This is a genomic window from Plantactinospora sp. CNZ320 (assembly GCF_002846275.1).
In genome coordinates this window covers 5,644,754-5,660,694 of record NZ_PJMP01000001.1, presented here as the reverse complement: position 1 = coordinate 5,660,694, position 15,941 = coordinate 5,644,754, and the positions used below count along the sequence as shown (strand labels likewise).

Here is a 15,941-nt window from a genome sequence, read left to right as displayed (position 1 = left end):
GACGATGGTCGGCACGGTGCCGAAGACTAGGCGGCTCCGTCACCGGCGGGACAGGGCACCACCTGCAAATTCGTCCGGCCCCTCATGCGACTATGGGTGAGAAGGGCACCTTCGGGTCAGAGCGCCCGGGACTGCCGCACCAGGGCCCGGCCCACCCCCAGCACCGCGACCACGCCGATCACCCCGAGCAGCAGGAAGTACGGCCAGGCGGCGGCGAACCCGCTCAGCAGCGCCTCCCGCAGCGCGGTGACCCCGTAGGTGACCGGGTTGACGGCGGCGAGGACCCGCTGCACCGGCCCGAGATTCTCGATCGGATAGAACGACGGGCTGGCGAAGAGCAGCACCGGGGCCAGCACGTTCACCAGCACGGTGAACCGCTGGAAGTCCTGCACCAGGGTGGCGAGCAGCAGATAGAGCGCGTTGAAGGCCAGCGCGGCGAGCAACGCCCCGCAGAGCAGCGCCAGCCACCGCTCCGCCGGCCAGCGCCCCCGGAACAGTGCCGCCGAGACCGCCAGCGCGGCGACGGCCTGGGCCAGTACCAGCGCGGAGCCGGCGAGCAGCTTGCCGACGACGTACTGCCGGCGGGTCAGCGGGTACGACCACAGTTCCAGCGACATCCCGCTCATCCGCTCCTGGAACAGCGCCGTACCCGAGGTGGTGGCGGCGGCCAGCAGCGAGGAGAACATCAACGCCGGGATCGCGAAGTCCGGATAGTCGACCAGCCGGCCCCGGTAGCTCACCTCGCCGACCAGCGCGGTGAGCGAGGTGGCGAAGAGTGCGATGTAGACGGCGGTCGGCACCACCGCGAGCAGCAGGTTGGTGCGGTTGCGGGTGAGCAGCAGCCACTCCCGCCGCAGTGTCGCGGTGAGTCCGGAGCCCTGCCAGGGCGGCGCGCCGACGGCGTCGTGGTCGGCGGGGGCGGGTGCGGTCACCGGGCGGTCACCTCCGATCGGGTCAGCGCCACGAAGGCGTCCTCCAGCGAGGCCGTCGCCAGTTCCATGCTGTCGACGGGGATCTGCCGCTCGGCCAGTTCGGCCAGCAGCCGGGGCAGCCGCTGCCGCAGGTCCGGCCCGGTCAGCACGATGTCGTCGGCACCCTGGGCCGCCGCCAGGCCGAGCCGCCGCGCCTCGGCGGCCACCGCCGGCCAGGCGTCTGCCGATCCGGTACGCAGCCGGGCCCGTGCCTCGCCGCGTTCGTCGCGCAACTGTGCCGGGCTGCCGTCCCGGACCAGCCGGCCGTGGTGGACCACCAGCACCCGCTCGGTGTTGCGTTCCACCTCGTCGAGATAGTGGCTGGTCAGCACGATCGTCAGCTCGTGTCGGGTACGCAGTTCGTCGAGGGTGGCCCAGACCCGGCGTCGCCCCTCGACGTCGAGCCCGGCCGACGGCTCGTCCAGCAGCAGGATCCTCGGCACCCGCAGCAGGGCCCGGACCACCTGGAGCCGCCGTCGCTGCCCGCCGGAGAGGGTGAAGACCAACTGCTCCTCGCTGCCGGTCAGATCGAAGGCGGCGAGCAGTTCGTCGGCCCGGGACCGGGTGCTCCGCCAGGAGAGGCCCCGGAACGCGGCGGCGATCTTCAGGTTGTCCCGAACGGTCAGCATCATGTCGAACGGCCCGGACTGGTGCACCACCGCCACGTCCCGCTTCGCTTCGGCGTCGGGGCGGCGGCCGTGCACCAGGATCTGCCCGGAGCTGGGCGGGCTGGCTCCACAGACCATCTTGAGCAGGGTGGTCTTGCCGGCACCGTTGGGGCCGAGCAGCCCGACGGACTGGCCGGCCGGCACGCTGAAGCTGAGCCCGTCGACTGCCGGGGTGGCGGCACCTGGGTACGCCTTGACCAGGTCGGCCGCGACGATCGCCGGGGTCATCGGGAGACCGCCGGCACCGGTGGTACGCCCAGCGTGGCGAGGACGATCCGGATCTCGTCCGCCGGACCGGTCTCCCGCAGTGGTGGACCGGTCCGCAGGTGGTGGTCGACGTCCTCCGGGGCGACCACCGGCTCGACGACGCCGTCCCGGCCGTCGTCCGGGGCACCGTCCGGGGCGGTGGTACCGGCCGCGGGGTGTGCCGCGGGGCGCCCGTACCGGCAGCCGAACACGATGTCGAGCCGGCGGGCCGGGCGGGCGAGTCCGGTGCGCAGGTCGTCGACCGGTCGGACCGCCGCCGGTGAGATGCCGACGGTCAGCCCGTCCAGCACGTCGAGTGCGGCGAGCGCCCGGCGTACCCGGTCGGGGAGGGCGGAGCCGGCCGCGAGGTGGCGTACCCGGACCACCGTCGCCGGCTGGCTGGCCTCCGGCGCCGGGAGCTGGTGGTCGATCTCCGGTACGGCCCGCGCCGCCGCCCCGGCCAGCCAGAGCGTGATGTCGTCAGGCAGCGCGGCCACCGGCCCGGTGCCGTCCGGGGTGCCCGGGGCACGGGCGGGGACCTGCGGCACCCGGCCGAGGACCGCCGCCCGGGGCACCGGTGGGTCGTACAGCGGCAGGTTGTCGCCGGCCGTCAGCAGGTGGTCCGGCCGACGGGCGACCACCCGGTGCACCACGATCCGCTCCCCGTGCTGGTAGGCGACGACCTCGCCGGGACGGAGCCGGTCGAAGTCGGCCGGTTCGACCACCACGGTTCCGGCACGCAGCGCCGGCAACATGCTGGAGCCGGTGACCGGCACCCGGGCGGTACGTCCGGCGGCCAGCGCCGCCCGTACCAGATCGGCGAAGCCGGTCCCGCTCACCGGTCACCGTCCCCGGGAGCCGGTTCGGGGGTGCCGAACAGGTTGCGGGCGCGCAGCAGCGCGACGAACTCGCGGACGTCCCGGGCGATGACGTCGCGCTCCCGCTCGTCGTCGCTGCCAAACTCGTCGGCCAGCTCGCGGATCACGGTCTCGACGTCGCTGCCGGCGGCGAGCCGGCGCCAGATCAGCGCGGCGCTCGCGTTGAACGTCTGGAACTCGCCGTCCTCGGGGTTGTAGAGCCGGACCTCGTCGTCGCTGTCGACCCAGACGATCTCGGGGTTGATTCCGACAGTCACGCGGCACCTCCCTTGCCGCCGACCAGCAGCGGCAGCGACCGGCGGGCTCCTTCCGGCGGGGACCAGGTGCGCCAGTCGTCGTACACCGGGTGCACCGAGCCGTCCCGGACCAGTCGGGGCACCGTCATCTCGGACTCCCGTTCCAGCAGGTCGGCGCCACTGAAACCGGTGGAGCGCCAGATGTTGGTGATCATGGAGTGCCGGAGGATCCGGCAGTGGTCGCGGCTGTTCCGTTTCACCGAGCCGGACTCGGCGGCGTGGTACGCCCGGCAGCCACCGCCACAGGCCGCCCGGATGTAGCAGCGCCGGCAGTCGGCCAGGTTCTCGCCCTCGAAGACGTTGTTGGCCCGCAGGTCGGCCAGGACGGGTGAGGCGAAGACCTCGCGCAGCGGCTGGGCCCGGACGTTGCCGGCCTTGTGCAGCGGGCCGGTGACCAGCTTGCAGGGATAGACGTCGCCGAGCGAGTTGATGTAGATCTCGGTGCCGCCGAGCCCGCAGTTGGCCCGGATCGAGCAGGGCTTGACCGCCTTCGGCCCCTCGGTGAGGATCTTCCGGGCCACCGGGTTCGTCCAGGTGAACCGCTGCACCGCGAGGTGGTGTTCCCAGCCGAAGTGGACGCCGTCGGAGGCGCCCCGGCCGATCCCGGTGTGGTTCATCATCCGGATCTTGCTGAACTCGATCCCGTCCAGGAACGACATCAGGTCGTCCAGTGTGGACAGATTCTCCGGCGACACCACGTGGTTGATCGCCGGCTTGACGCCTGCGGCGTTGAGCAGGGTCAGTCCGAGTACGGTCTGCGCGAAGGTCCCCTCGCCCCGGGTCTTCTCGTGCGTCTCGGCGGTGCCGCCGTCCAGGCTGACGGTGACGCTGGCGAAGGTGTCGGCGATCCGCCGGGCGGTGGCGGCGTCGCGGATCCGGGTTCCGTTGGTGATCATGTTGACCCGCAGGCCACGGCTGCGGGCGTGGTCGGCCACCTCGAAGAAGTCACGCCGCAGCATCGGCTCGCCACCGGTCAGGATCAGCAGCTCGGCACCCATGTCGGCGATCTGGTCCACCAGGTCGAGGGACTCCGCCGGCTCCAGCTCGCCGGGGAGCTTGCGGGTGGAGGAGGCGTAGCAGTACGGGCAGCGCAGGTTGCAGCCGTCGGTGATGGCGTAGTAGACCATCTTCAGCGCGGGTTCGGCCGGCCGGACCCGGGGCTGCTGCCCCGGCAGATAGACCAGCCAGTTCAGCACCAGGGTGGCGAGTACCCGTTCGAGTTCGGTGCGCCCGCCCGGCCCGGTCGCCTCCCCGGTGGGCCCGGCGGTGGCCCAGGCCGGCGGTGGGGCACCCTCGGCGAGCGCCCGCAGCAGCCCGAGTTCGTCCTCGGTGAGCACCGCCCAGGCGGCCAGGCCGGGATTCTCGACCAGATACCGGTCCCGGCACTGGAAATAGACGAGGTCGTCCGGGACGACCAGCGAGTTCCACATCGTCGACAGCCGCATGACCACTCCCTTCCTGCCGGAAGGAGCCGCCGGACGGCGGCTCCTTCGTCAACCGTCGGACCTGGCTAGTTGGCCTGGCCGGAGCCGGCACCGGCCAGCGCGCCACAGGCGCACGCGCAGCCGAGCTGCGCGGCGAAGTCGGCGGGCTGGATCGCGGGCTTCACCCATTTGGTCATCGCGACATCCCTTCTTTCTCGAAAAGTCCCGGGCGGCGGGTCTGTCCCCCACACGAAGAACCCGGGCCCCCGTCATGATCACTTGCTGTGATCGAGCAATGCCAGAGAGCAAAAATGTCGTCTTGACATCCGGATCGACGTGGATCTAACCTCCGGTTCTCCTGCCCCCGTCCCAGGTCCCGAAGAAATCGCTGCGACGCAAGGTGAGGTGCCGTCTCCCGTGCCCGTGATCTCGGTCTCCGTTGTCGACGACGATCGGATGCTGCGCGACGGCATGGCCGCCTGGCTCGGCTCCGTACCCGACCTGCGGCTGCTCGGCACCGCCGCCACCGTGGACGAGCTGCTCGACACCGAACCCGGCCGGGCCGACGTCGTCGTACTCGACCTGCTGCTGGCGGACGGGTCCGCGCCGGTCGACAACGTACGCCGGCTCGTCGCCACCGGCCGTCCGGTGCTGGTGGTCAGCGTGGTACCGCACGTGGTGCACGGCGTGGACGTGATCCGGGCCGGCGCGTCGGGCTATCTGACCAAGGACCACGACCTGCCGAGTCTCGCCGAGGCGATCCGGACCGTCGCCCGGGGCGAGCTGGCGCACTCCCCCGAACTCGCCTTCGCCTGGTCCTGTGACGAGCGGCCGGACCGGCCCAGGCTGGCCCCCCGGGAACGGGCGGTACTCGTCGCCTACGCCTCCGGCATGACGCTGACGGCAGCGGCCCGCAAGGTCGGGATCCAGCCGGCGACCGCGCGGCAGTACCTGGACCGGGTCAAGGCGAAGTACTGCGAGGCGGGCCGGCCGACGTACACGAAACTCGACCTCGCCGACCGGGTCCGCGAGGACGGGCTGCACCGCTACCGGTCACCGGGCACCGGGGACGGCACCGACCAGAACAGCTCGACACTCGTGCCGTGACCGGGTTCGGAGAAGAGCCGCACCTCGCCGCCGATCTCGACCATCCGTTCCGTGATGGAGCGGCGCAGCCCGAACCCCGCACCGACGGCGGCGGTGTCGAACCCGACCCCACGGTCGACGACCCGTACCCCGAGCACGCCTTCGTACCAGTCGACGGTGAGCCACGCCTCGCCGGTACCGGCGTGCCGGGCCACGTTGTTCAACGCCTCCCGGGCGGCGTCGCAGATCGCCTGCACCACGTGCCGGGGCGGCTGCGTCGGCAGGTTGCCCGAGCGCAGGTGCACCCGCAGGCCGAGCGCGGTCGCGTCGGCCGCGACCTCGGCCAGGCTGGCGCCGAGCGTGCTCACCGCCTCGGCGCGGTCCTCGGTGACCAGCCCCCGGATGTAGTCGGCCTCCCGGCCGCAGCGCCGCCGTACGTCCTCGGCACGGTGGTCCAGCCCGCCCCGGGCGATCGCGGTGAGCGTCGCCAGCGCGGTGTCGTGCAGCCGGCGGTGGTGGTGCAGGCGTTCGGCGTACCGGGCCGCCCCGGCCGCCGTGGCTGTCTCGGCGGCGAGCCGGCGCTGGGTCGCCTCGTCGACCGCGCTCGCCTGGGCACAGAGGTAGCGGCGCATGAAGTGCAGCAGCAGCGCGAACCAGAGGCTGGAGTTGACGTGGTTGACGAAGCCCGACTCCAGGGGTGGCAGCCCGCCGATCTGCACCGACGCGGCGGCGATCGCGGTGAGCACCAGCACCGCCAGCCCGACCAGCAGGGCCCGCAGGCTCAGCACCGCGCCGACCAGCGCCGCCGAGCCGAGGGCGAACTTGCCGGCCCAGTTCGCCGCCGACAGCTCGTAGCCGGGCAGGATGTTGATGTTGACAATCACCAGCAGCCCGCAGGTGATCGCCACGTCGGCCACGACGTGCCCGTAGCTGAACCAGCCCCGCCGCCACACCGCCGTGCCGAGCAGGACGTTCCAGAGCACCACTGCCAGCAGCAGCACCGTGTTCAGCGTCGGGCTGTGATAACGGCCCGACGCGCTGGTCATCCCGGCCAGCGCCGGCACGATGTAACTCGCCCGCTGCCCGAAGAGCAGCACCGCGACGAAACGCAGCGCCCGCTCCCGGCCGGGCATCGTGACCATCAGTCGGGCGTCCACCCAGCCCAGTCGCGCCTCGGCCAGGAACCGGCTGATCCGCCGGGGCGGGCGCCCGATCCGGGCGGTATGGTCCAACATCGAGCCCACTCCCGTCACAGAGTCACCGGACGGCCACCCGTAGCACCGAAGCGCCGATCATAGGGCAGCCGCGCCAGCCACGGCCGGGAGAACCGCGCGGCACCGGGTTACGACACCACGTCCTTGCGGGTGAAGCGCCAGAAGGCGAGCGACCAGAAGACGGTGGCGTAGCAGATCGCCGAGATGGCTCCCTTGACGATGTCGTCGGTCTGCACCGGTGTGGAGAGCAGGCCGAGCCAGGCCGAGCTGTAGTGCGTCGGCAGGAAGTCCCGGAGCACCCCGAGCGCGGTGATCTGGTCGAGGATGCTGGAGAGGATCCAGAGCAGCACCGCGCCGCCGACCGCGCCGAGCGCCGCGTCCGTGATCACCGAGAGCAGGAACGCCAGGCCGGCCACGACCAGGAGTACCACCGCCAGGTAGCCGAGGATGCCGAGCAGGCGCAGCAGCCCCTCACCGGCCGGTATCTGCGCGGCGACCGTGCTGGACAGCGGCGACCAGCCGTACCGGAGGGTGCCGGCGAGCAGGGCGGTGCCGGCCAGCAGCAGCAGGGCCAGCAGTGAGTACCCGAGCGCGACCACCAGCTTGACCGCCAGCAACCGGGCCCGGGGCACCGGTATGGCAAGCAGGTAACGCAGACTGCCCCAGCTCGCCTCGCTGGCCACCGTGTCGCCGCAGAACAGCGCCACCACCACTACCAGCAGGAACGACGACGAGACCAGCAGCGCGAAGAGGGTGAAGTTCAGCCCGCCCGTGGTGGCCAACTCGATGAGGCTGCCGAACTCGCCCCCGCCGTTGTCGTCGTCGCCGGAACTCTCGAACTGGAACGCGATCAGGATGATCAGCGGCAGCAGCACCATGAAGCCGAGCGCGAACTGGGTACGCCGGCGCGACGCCTGCCGGCGCCACTCGGCGGCTATCGAGAGCGTGGCCCGGGGGCGGTACCCGGCGGCACCGCCTGCCGCGTCCGGCGCCGCCGGAGTCTGTGTGGCGGTCATCAGCGGTCCCCGCTTCCCCGAGAGTTCTCGCCGACCAGGGCGAGGAAGGCATCCTCCAGGCGGCGGCGCGGCACCACCCGGTCCACCCCGACACCGGCCCGGACCAGTTCGGCCACCACCTCGCTGCGGGCGGTGCCGTTGGTGTCGACCACCAGCGCCCCGTTCGTCTCCGGCAGCACCCGTACCCCGGCCAGCCGGTCGAGCACTGCCCGGGCGGCGTCGGTGTCGGAGACGTCGAACTGGGTACTCGGCGACTCGCCGACGATCTCCTCCACCCTCCCGGCCGCCACGATCTGTCCCTTGTGTACGACGACCGCGTGCGTACAGGTCTGTTCCACCTCGGCCAGCAGGTGACTGGAGACCAGCACCGCCCGCCCGTCGGTGGCGTACCGGCGCAGCACCCGGCGCATCTCGGCGATCTGCGGCGGGTCGAGCCCGTCCGTCGGCTCGTCCAGCACCAGCAGTTCCGGCAACCCGAGCATCGCCTGGGCGATGGCCAGCCGCTGCCGCATGCCGTGGCTGTATTTGCGGGTCCTGCGGTGCACGGAGTCGCCGAGTCCGGCGATCTCCAGCGCCTCCTCGAAGTGCGCGTCCGCCTCCGGCCGCCCGGTCGCCCGCCAGTACGCCCGCAGGTTCTCCAACCCGCTCAGGTGCGGCAGGAAGCCCGGCCCCTCCACCAGCGCGCCGATCCGGGAGAGCACCGGCGAGCCGGGGACCAGCCGGTGCCCGAAGACGTGGATCTCTCCGGTGGTCGGCTGGGTCAGCCCCATCAGTACCCGCAGGGTGGTGGTCTTGCCTGCGCCGTTCGGCCCGAGCAGCCCGACCACCTGCCCCCGGTGCACCTCGAAGTCGATCCGGGAGACCGCCACGAAGCCGTCCGCGTACTCCTTGCGCAGGTCGCGGACGACGAGCGGGATGTCGGCGTACTCGGGATGCACCGAGGTGTCGTGCCGGCGGTGCCGGCGGCGCAGCACGGCCACCACCACGACGAGCCCGAGCACGATCGCCGCGACCAGGCCGGCCAGCGCCCACCGCCAGATCACCGCCGGGGTGGCGATCGGCTCGCCCGGCACGGTCGGCAGCGACACCTCGGCGCCGGTCAGCGCGGCCCCGGCCGGCATCCCGGGTACGTTCCCGGCGGCCGGCCCGGCCAGCGCGACGGTGTAGGTGGCCGGCTCGACCGGGGTGGCGTAGCCCTGGTCGGAGGTGGCGAGCACGATCCGCAGCCGGTGCCCGGCCTCGATCCGGCGCACGATCGCCGGCAGGGTGACCGTGACCGGGGTGGCCGCCGCGACGTCGGCCGGCAACCCGGTCAGCCGGACCGGCGCGACCAGGCCGTTGGAGAGCGCGGCCGGCCCGTTCGGGTCGACGTCGTAGAGCTTGACGAAGAGCACCGCCTCGCCGGTCGGTGAGGCGGCCCGGATGGTGACCGTCGGCGAGCCGACCACGTCGACGGCCCGGGGCAGCGGTGCCGACTCGAACCGGGCGTGCTGGCCGGGCAGGTCACCGGCGACCCCGTCGAGCAGCGAGGAGAAGCCGCCGCTGAACGGCAGCGCGGAGATCGCCGCCGGGTTGCCGGCCGGCGGGTTCGCGATCCGCTGCGCCGGCCCGGCCACCGCGATCGACTCGCTGGTGGTGCCGGTGACGCCCGGGTAGTCGGTGACGGAGAAGCCGGAGGCGACCAGGCCGCGGTCGAGCGCGTCGAAGCCGGCGATCCGGGACCAGGTGAAGCTGCCCGAGGGCGCCTCGCCGGCGCCCTTGACGTGGTGCTCCAGCCACTGGGCCATCAGCAGGCGCAGCCGGTCCCGGTCGGTCTGCGGGCCCTCGCCGCCGTCGTGTCCGCCGGTGAACCAGGCGACCCGGACGGGGGTGCCGCCAGCCGCGATGCCCCGGGCGTTGGCGTCCGCCTCGGCGAGCGGGAAGAGCGTGTCGGCCGCACCCTGGATGAGCAGGGTGGGCGCCTTGATCCGGTCGAGCACCCCGGCCGGGCTGGACCGGCGGAGCAACTCGACCGCCGCCGGGTCGGCCCGGCCGGTGGTGGCGATCCGCAGGTACGCGGCGCAGACGTCGGCGGCGAAGCGTCCGCAGGCCGGGTCGGCCGGGGTACCGCCCGGAGCGGCACCGGGCACCGTGCCGAGTACCGGGTCCTGGCCGCCGGTCGGGCCGTCCCCGTTCTCCGACCCGGAGCCGTCGGAGTCGCCGCCCGGTGCGGTCAGCCCGCCCAGGCCGCCGGTGCCACCGCCGCTACCGAAGAAGATCCCCGCCCAGCCCTTCTTGAAGACGCCGTCGACCGGCTCCCGGCCGGTGGCCTCGGGCAGGAAGGAGCGGGCCAGGTCGTTCCAGGTGATCATCGGCACGATGGCGTCCACCCGCTGGTCCGCCGCGGCGAGCAGCAGTGCCAGGCCGCCGCCGTACGAGCCACCGACGACACCCACCCGGGGGTCGCCGGCCGCGTCCTTGCGGATCTCCGGCCGGGCGGCGAGCCAGTCCAGCAGCCGGGCGGCGTCCCGTACCTCGTAGTCGGGGTGGTCCAGGTGGATCTGTCCCCCGCTGCGCCCGAACCCCCGGGCGGTGTACGTGAGCACCGCGTAACCGAGTCCGGCCAGGTCCTCGGCGTCGTCGGTGACGGAGGACTTCGTACCGCCGAAGCCGTGCGCCAGCAGCACCGCCGGTACCTGCCGGTCGGCGCTCGCCCCGTCCGGCAGGTAGAACCGGGTGTCCAGGTCGACCGGCTGGTCACCGCCCGGCCCGGACCTGACGGTGATCATCGAGTCCGTTGTGGAGTAGGTCGGCCGCTCCGGCCAGACCGCCCAGCCGACCAGCGCGGCCAGCAACACCAGCACTGCCGACCCGGCGACGAGTCGACGCCGGGTCGGCCGGGCACGGCGCAGCCGCGCCAGCAGTCGGGAAGGCATGGGTCACACCGTACGGCGCGGACCCTGAGCGTTGGCTGAGATCCGCCGTACGTCTGTCCGGCTGGCCCGTTCGGCGCCGCCGAGTCGTCGTCCGCGTCGCACCAGCGGGTATCCGGCGGGGCGACTTCGGATTCTGTGAATTCCGATCTTTGGCGCAGGACGCCCTTATCGATACATGCACCTAGGCAACAATGTACAAGGAGTCACATTTTTGCTCACCCGGTGTTACCTGTACCCAAGTGACGCATAACTGACTGCTCGGCCCCGATCGAGCGGGTCCAGCGTCCATTAGTTTTCCGGTCCGGTGGACGGGACCGGGCGGCCTCCCCACGCCCGCCACACAGATCGACCCCCTCGCGCCGATGGAGATGGACGATGACAGTTCCCGCGCAACGGTCCCGGCGTGCGCCGAACCGGACCGGTACGGCACTGCGAGTGCTGCTCGCGGTCACGCTGCTGATCCCGGTCGGCGCGCTGTTCAGCTCGGCCTGGCGCAGCAACGACGACCGGCTCGCCGGCACCGAACGGGAGCGGCACGGGGTGGAGTACCTGCGTGCCCTGGGACAGGTGACGCTGGCCCTGGTCGACGCCCAGTCCGGTGCGGTGGCGGGCCGGGCGGCGGCCGCCGCGGCACTGCGTACCGCGGTCGAGGAGACAAGCGCGATCGACGTCCGGCACGGCGCGGAACTGCGTACCAGCGAGCGCTGGGCCGGGCTGCGTGCCAAGATCGAGGCGCTGCCCGACCGTCCGCCGGCCAACCCGCAGGACGCCTGGACCGTCTACACCGAGACCACCGATCTGCTGCTCGCGCTCTACGCCAAGGTGCGGGAGAGTTCCGGGCTGATCCGGGATCCGGACTCGGACTCCTACCACCTCCAGGACGCGGTGGCCGAGGAACTGCCGGAGGCCCTGGTCGCGGCCGGACGCCTCGCCGACCGCTCGGTACTGGCCAGCGGGCGCCCGCGCGCCGACCGGCTGCGTACCGCCAGCGAACTGGCCCTGGCCCGGGCCGACGTACTCGGCCCCACGGCCGACCTGGTCGACAACCTTCGTTCGGCGGTGGAGAACACCGCCAGCCGTACCCTCGGCGGCAACCTGCTCAGCCGGCTCGACGGCTACCAGCGTGCGGTGGAGGACCTGGCGACGCTCACCCGCGACTCGACCGCACCCAACCCGATCCAGGTGGGTGCCGCCCGAGCCTCCGCGCAGCTCGCCGGCTCCGGACTGGCCACGATCATCCTCACCGAACTCGACATCCTGCTCCGGGAACGGGCCGACCGGCTCTCCGGCGAGCGGCTGCTCGTCGTCGGCGCGCTGACCCTGGCCGTACTGCTGGTGCTCGCCCTCGCCGCCCTGCCGCTCCTGGCCGCCCGCTCCGCCGCCCGGGCCAACCGTGCCCCGGCCGAGGCCGACCCGAGCGGGTTCCACCCCGCCGCCGGCACCGAATCCGGCCCTCCGCCGACCGGGCCGCCATCGGCCGGACCGCCACCGGTCGAGTCGCCGCTGCCGGCCGGCGCGGCGCTGGCCGGGCCGGCGGCCGGCGGCGTGCCACCGCTGCCCGAACGCCGGCCCCGCCGGCCAGAGCCGGCCGGCGACCCGGCCCGGCGCTCGCCGCTGGCGGACTGGCAGGATCCGGTACCCGCCGGCCAGTCCACCCAGTCGGCCACCCCGGACAGCCCGGCCCCCTGGGGACGTCCCGATGCTCGGTAGGCTCCGGATCCGGGGCCGGCTGGCCCTGCTCGCCATCCTTCCGTTGCTCAGCACGATCGGTCTCGCCGTTCCGGTGCTGGTCGACCGGATCTCCTCGGCCCGGGAGGCGGCGGACACCGCCGAGACGGTGCGCCGGGCCGGCCAGGTCGGCACCCTGGTGCAGGATCTCCAGCGGGAGCGGCTGCTCTCCGTCGGCTACCTGCTCAACGTGGTCGACCGCTCCCAACTGGTCCAGCAGAGCGCCCAGGTGGGCGACCGGATCGCCGACCTGCGGGCCGAACTCGGCGACCAACTGACCGAGGAGATCGACAGCGCGATCGGCGGCATCGGCCGGCTGGCCGACCTGCGCACCGGCGTACTGAACCGGCGGGCCCGGCCGGACCAGGTGATCACCGCGTTCGGGCAGGTGGACACCGCGCTGATCGAGTCGCTGCGGCTGACCTGGTCCACCGACGCCAGCACGCCCGAGGGTCGGCAGATGATCGCGCTGGACGCGGTGCTCCGCACCGACGAGGGGATCAGCGCCGCCGCCAGCCTGATCGTGTTGGTCGCCGGCACGAAGAACCCCGCCTCCGGCATCGCGTACGTCGGCACCATGGCCCGACTCGAAGCCAACCTGGCCCGGTTCCGCAGCTTCGCCACCCCCGCGCAGAACGACCTCTACAGCCTCATCGAACGGGCGACGGCGGCCCGGACCAGTCCCGAGTTCCTCAGCGCCGGTGCCGCCGACCCGACCGCGGCGATCGCCGAACTGGACCTGGCGGACCTGTTCCCGGCGGCCATCTCCCTGATCACACTCGGCCAGTTCATCGAGAAGAAGATCGTCACCGACGTGGTCGCCGAGGTCACCGACCAGCGCCAGCGGGCCATCGCCGGTGCGTACACGGTCGGCCTGCTGGTGCTGCTGACCATCGCGTTGATGATGCTGCTCAGCCTGGCGGTGGCCCGTACCGTCGCCCGGCCGCTGACCCGGCTGACCGTCTCCGCCGACCGGATGGCCCGGGCCGCCGAGGAGGAACTGACCCGGATCGTCGACGACGAGTCCGAGGCGTACCAGCCGATCCGGCTCGACCCGGTGGACGTGGACGGCCGGGACGAGATCGGCGACCTGGCCCGCGCCTTCGAGCGGGTGCAGGGTACGGCCGCCCGGCTGGTGGAGCGGCAGGCCGCCAGCCGGCGGAACGTGGCCCAGATGTTCGGGCACGTCGGACGACGTACCCAGAACCTGGTCGGCCGGCAGATCGCCCTGATCGACCGGCTGGAGCACCAGGAGACGGACCCGGGCCGGCTCCAGCACCTCTACCGGCTCGACCACGTCTCCAGCCGGCTGCGCCGCAACGCGAGCAGCCTGGTGGTGCTCTCCGGTGGAGCCGGCGGCGACGGGCACGTCGCCCCGCTGCCGCTCGGTGACGTGGTCCGGCTGGCGCTCGGTGAGATCGAGGACTTCACCCGGGTCGACGTGCAGGTCCGGCTCGACGTCGCGGTGGCGCCCGGGGTCATCGGCGACCTGGTGCTGACCCTGGCCGAGCTGATGGAGAACGCCACCGCCTTCTCCCCGCCACACACCCGGGTCACCGTGCTCGCCGAGGTCATCCCGGGCGGGGTACGCCTCAACCTGGTCGACCACGGCATCGGGATGACCCCGGAGCGACTGGCCGAGGAGAACGCCCGACTGACCCGGCGCGAGCGGCTGGACCTGGTGCCGACCGAGGTGCTCGGGTTGTTCGTGGTGGGCCGGCTGGCCCGCCGGCACGGCTGGCGGGTCATCCTCTCGGCCACCACCCCCGGCGGCGGCGTCACGGTCGGGGTGGAGATCGACGACCGGCTGCTGGTCAACCGGCGTCCGGAAGCCGAACTGCCGACCCCCCGGGCGAGCGCGTCGGCGCCGCTGCCGGTCCGTCCGGTCCGGGTTCCGGAGGGCGGCGTCCCGCACGGCCGGGCCAGCGTGCCCACCGCCGAGCCGGCCCCGCCCGAGTTCGCGGCCCCGCCCGAGTTCGTCGAGCCGGCGCCCGCCAGGCCCGCCGAGCCGGCCCCGGTGACCCCTGCCCCGGTGACCCCGGAGCCGGTGCCCGCCACGGCCGGGCCGGTACCGGTGTCGCGGCTGCCCGAGCTGATGCCGGCGACGGTACCGGCCGGCCCGGTCTTCGACGAGGAGCTGATCCGCCGGGCCACCCGGTCGCTCTCCTCCGGCCAACCCTGGAACGCCTTCCTGACCCGCCCGGTGGCCACCGCCGAGGCCGGCACTGCCCGGCCCGGTGCGGGGGATCCGGCGGGACGACCCGGCGGCGCCACCCCTGGCGACGCGGATGCCGGAAGCGGCCCGGCCACCTCCGGTGCGCCGGCGACGCCTTCCGCCGACAACGGCCCGGGACCCGCCTCGTCCGGCCCCGGCACCGGGCTGCGCCAGCGGGTCCCGGGCGCCCAACTGCCCGACACCACCAGCCGGACCCGCCCCGATCCGACCCCGGCCGACCCGTCCGTGGTCCGGGCGCTGATCGAGGAGTTCGAAGCCGGGGTACGCCGGGCGCAGCGCGAGCAGCAGTCCCGGCCGACCAGCCCCGACACCGGTTCGACTCAGGTCGGCACCGGACCCGCCCAGCCGGATCAGGCGGTTCCGACTGCGCCACCGCCGCCCGGTCCGGTGCCCGCCGGCCCGCCTCCGAGCGGCGCACCGCCGCAGTGGACCGGCCCGCTACGCCCCGAGGGCGGTAATCTCAGGCCCGCCGGGTCGACATCCCGACCCAACGGCACCCCAGCGGCGACCCCCGCCGCGACGAGCCCTCCGCCCCGACTCAACCGGCGGGTCCCCGGAGCCAACCTGAGCGTCCCGTTGCCGACCACCCCGCTCGGCCAGGCGCCGGCAATCGGCACCGCCGGGGCGGACGACCCGGACAAGGTACGCGAGCTGATGATGCAGTTCGAGTCCGGTGTCGCCCGCGCGCTGAGCGAAGTCCGAACAGAAGACCGCCACGAAGAGGGAACCCCACGATGAGCACTCCCTTCATCCGTACCGAGCAGGATCAGCAGGCAGCGGGCACCGGCGAGCTGAGCCAGGAGGCCCGTACCTTCAACTGGCTGCTGGACTCGTTCACGTCCGGCACCGCCGGGGTGCAGGAGGCGATCGCGGTCTCCTCCGACGGCCTGCTCATGGCCATGTCGTCGATCAAGGACCGGTCGAACGCGGAGCGCCTGGCCGCGGTGGTCTCCGGGATGACCAGCCTGGCCAGTGGCGCCGCGAACTGGTACACGCTGGGTGCGCTCAACCGGGTGGTGGTGGACATGACCGACGGCTACCTGCTGGTCAGCGCGATCAGCAGCGGCTCGGTCCTCGGGGTGGTCGCCGACCGGTCGGCCAACCTCGGCACCGTCGCCTACGAGATGACCCTGTTCGCCGGTCGGGCCGGAGGCGCGCTCACCCCTCGCCTGATCGTCGAACTGAAGAACTCCGTTCAATCGTGACCACGGGTGCTGCGGTGGGCGGCGGCCCGCCACGCCGTACACCCCGGAGCGCCCCCGG

At 73.1% G+C, this 15,941-nt stretch carries 13 protein-coding genes; 4 read left to right on the top strand and 9 right to left on the bottom strand.

The window, feature by feature from the left end; translation table 11 throughout:
• Positions 1 to 116 precede the first annotated feature (116 nt).
• The 6 genes from CLT71_RS25285 to stsA all read right to left on the bottom strand — a co-directional run bounded on the left by CLT71_RS25285 (position 117) and on the right by stsA (position 4,680).
• Positions 117 to 932: an ABC transporter permease gene (locus tag CLT71_RS25285; protein WP_101369307.1), complete on the bottom strand. Its 816-nt coding sequence runs from the start codon at positions 930 to 932 to the stop codon at positions 117 to 119.
• Positions 929 to 1,867: an ABC transporter ATP-binding protein gene (locus tag CLT71_RS25280; protein WP_101369306.1), complete on the bottom strand. Its 939-nt coding sequence runs from the start codon at positions 1,865 to 1,867 to the stop codon at positions 929 to 931. The genes CLT71_RS25285 and CLT71_RS25280 overlap by 4 nt, the downstream gene beginning before the upstream one ends.
• Positions 1,864 to 2,724, bottom strand: coding sequence for a S24/S26 family peptidase (locus CLT71_RS25275; RefSeq protein ID WP_101369305.1), 861 nt, complete (start codon positions 2,722 to 2,724; stop codon positions 1,864 to 1,866). The genes CLT71_RS25280 and CLT71_RS25275 overlap by 4 nt, the downstream gene beginning before the upstream one ends.
• The gene (locus tag CLT71_RS37155) at positions 2,721 to 3,020 is read right to left on the bottom strand and encodes a PqqD family protein (protein WP_158242308.1); all 300 of its coding nucleotides are present in this window, start codon (positions 3,018 to 3,020) and stop codon (positions 2,721 to 2,723) included. Before CLT71_RS37155 ends, CLT71_RS25275 begins: the two co-directional genes overlap by 4 nt.
• A complete protein-coding gene (gene stsB, locus CLT71_RS25265) occupies positions 3,017 to 4,504 on the bottom strand; it encodes a StsB family radical SAM/SPASM domain sactipeptide maturase (protein WP_101369303.1) in 1,488 nt (495 codons plus the stop codon). Before stsB ends, CLT71_RS37155 begins: the two co-directional genes overlap by 4 nt.
• Positions 4,505 to 4,569: 65 nt before the next feature.
• Entirely contained in the window at positions 4,570 to 4,680 is a 111-nt protein-coding gene (gene stsA, locus CLT71_RS38205; protein ID WP_486483441.1) for a StsA family sactipeptide RiPP, read from the bottom strand.
• 220 nt (positions 4,681 to 4,900) lie between these two features.
• Between stsA and CLT71_RS25260 the strand changes: the two genes are divergently transcribed.
• Entirely contained in the window at positions 4,901 to 5,590 is a 690-nt protein-coding gene (locus tag CLT71_RS25260) for a response regulator transcription factor (RefSeq protein ID WP_486483440.1), read from the top strand.
• On the opposite strand, the gene CLT71_RS25255 is transcribed toward CLT71_RS25260, so the two are convergent.
• The 3 genes from CLT71_RS25255 to CLT71_RS25245 form a co-directional block, all read right to left on the bottom strand.
• Positions 5,530 to 6,804, bottom strand: a complete 1,275-nt coding sequence (locus CLT71_RS25255) for an ATP-binding protein (RefSeq protein WP_143743610.1) — start codon at positions 6,802 to 6,804, stop codon at positions 5,530 to 5,532. The genes CLT71_RS25260 and CLT71_RS25255 overlap by 61 nt on opposite strands.
• A gap of 107 nt (positions 6,805 to 6,911) precedes the next feature.
• Positions 6,912 to 7,799: an ABC transporter permease subunit gene (locus CLT71_RS25250; RefSeq protein WP_101369300.1), complete on the bottom strand. Its 888-nt coding sequence runs from the start codon at positions 7,797 to 7,799 to the stop codon at positions 6,912 to 6,914.
• On the bottom strand, positions 7,799 to 10,714 hold the full coding sequence (locus tag CLT71_RS25245) for an alpha/beta fold hydrolase (RefSeq protein ID WP_101369299.1): 2,916 nt from the start codon (positions 10,712 to 10,714) through the stop codon (positions 7,799 to 7,801). Before CLT71_RS25245 ends, CLT71_RS25250 begins: the two co-directional genes overlap by 1 nt.
• Positions 10,715 to 11,089: 375 nt before the next feature.
• On the opposite strand from CLT71_RS25245, the gene CLT71_RS25240 reads away from it, so the two are divergent.
• Genes CLT71_RS25240 through CLT71_RS25230 form a run of 3 tightly spaced genes read left to right on the top strand, consistent with a single transcriptional unit; the run spans position 11,090 to position 15,883 of the window.
• The gene (locus CLT71_RS25240; protein WP_199187715.1) at positions 11,090 to 12,424 is read left to right on the top strand and encodes a hypothetical protein; all 1,335 of its coding nucleotides are present in this window, start codon (positions 11,090 to 11,092) and stop codon (positions 12,422 to 12,424) included.
• Positions 12,414 to 15,416: a nitrate- and nitrite sensing domain-containing protein gene (locus CLT71_RS25235; protein WP_101369298.1), complete on the top strand. Its 3,003-nt coding sequence runs from the start codon at positions 12,414 to 12,416 to the stop codon at positions 15,414 to 15,416. The genes CLT71_RS25240 and CLT71_RS25235 overlap by 11 nt, the downstream gene beginning before the upstream one ends.
• Positions 15,413 to 15,883, top strand: coding sequence for a roadblock/LC7 domain-containing protein (locus CLT71_RS25230; RefSeq protein ID WP_101369297.1), 471 nt, complete (start codon positions 15,413 to 15,415; stop codon positions 15,881 to 15,883). The genes CLT71_RS25235 and CLT71_RS25230 overlap by 4 nt, the downstream gene beginning before the upstream one ends.
• Positions 15,884 to 15,941 lie beyond the last annotated feature (58 nt).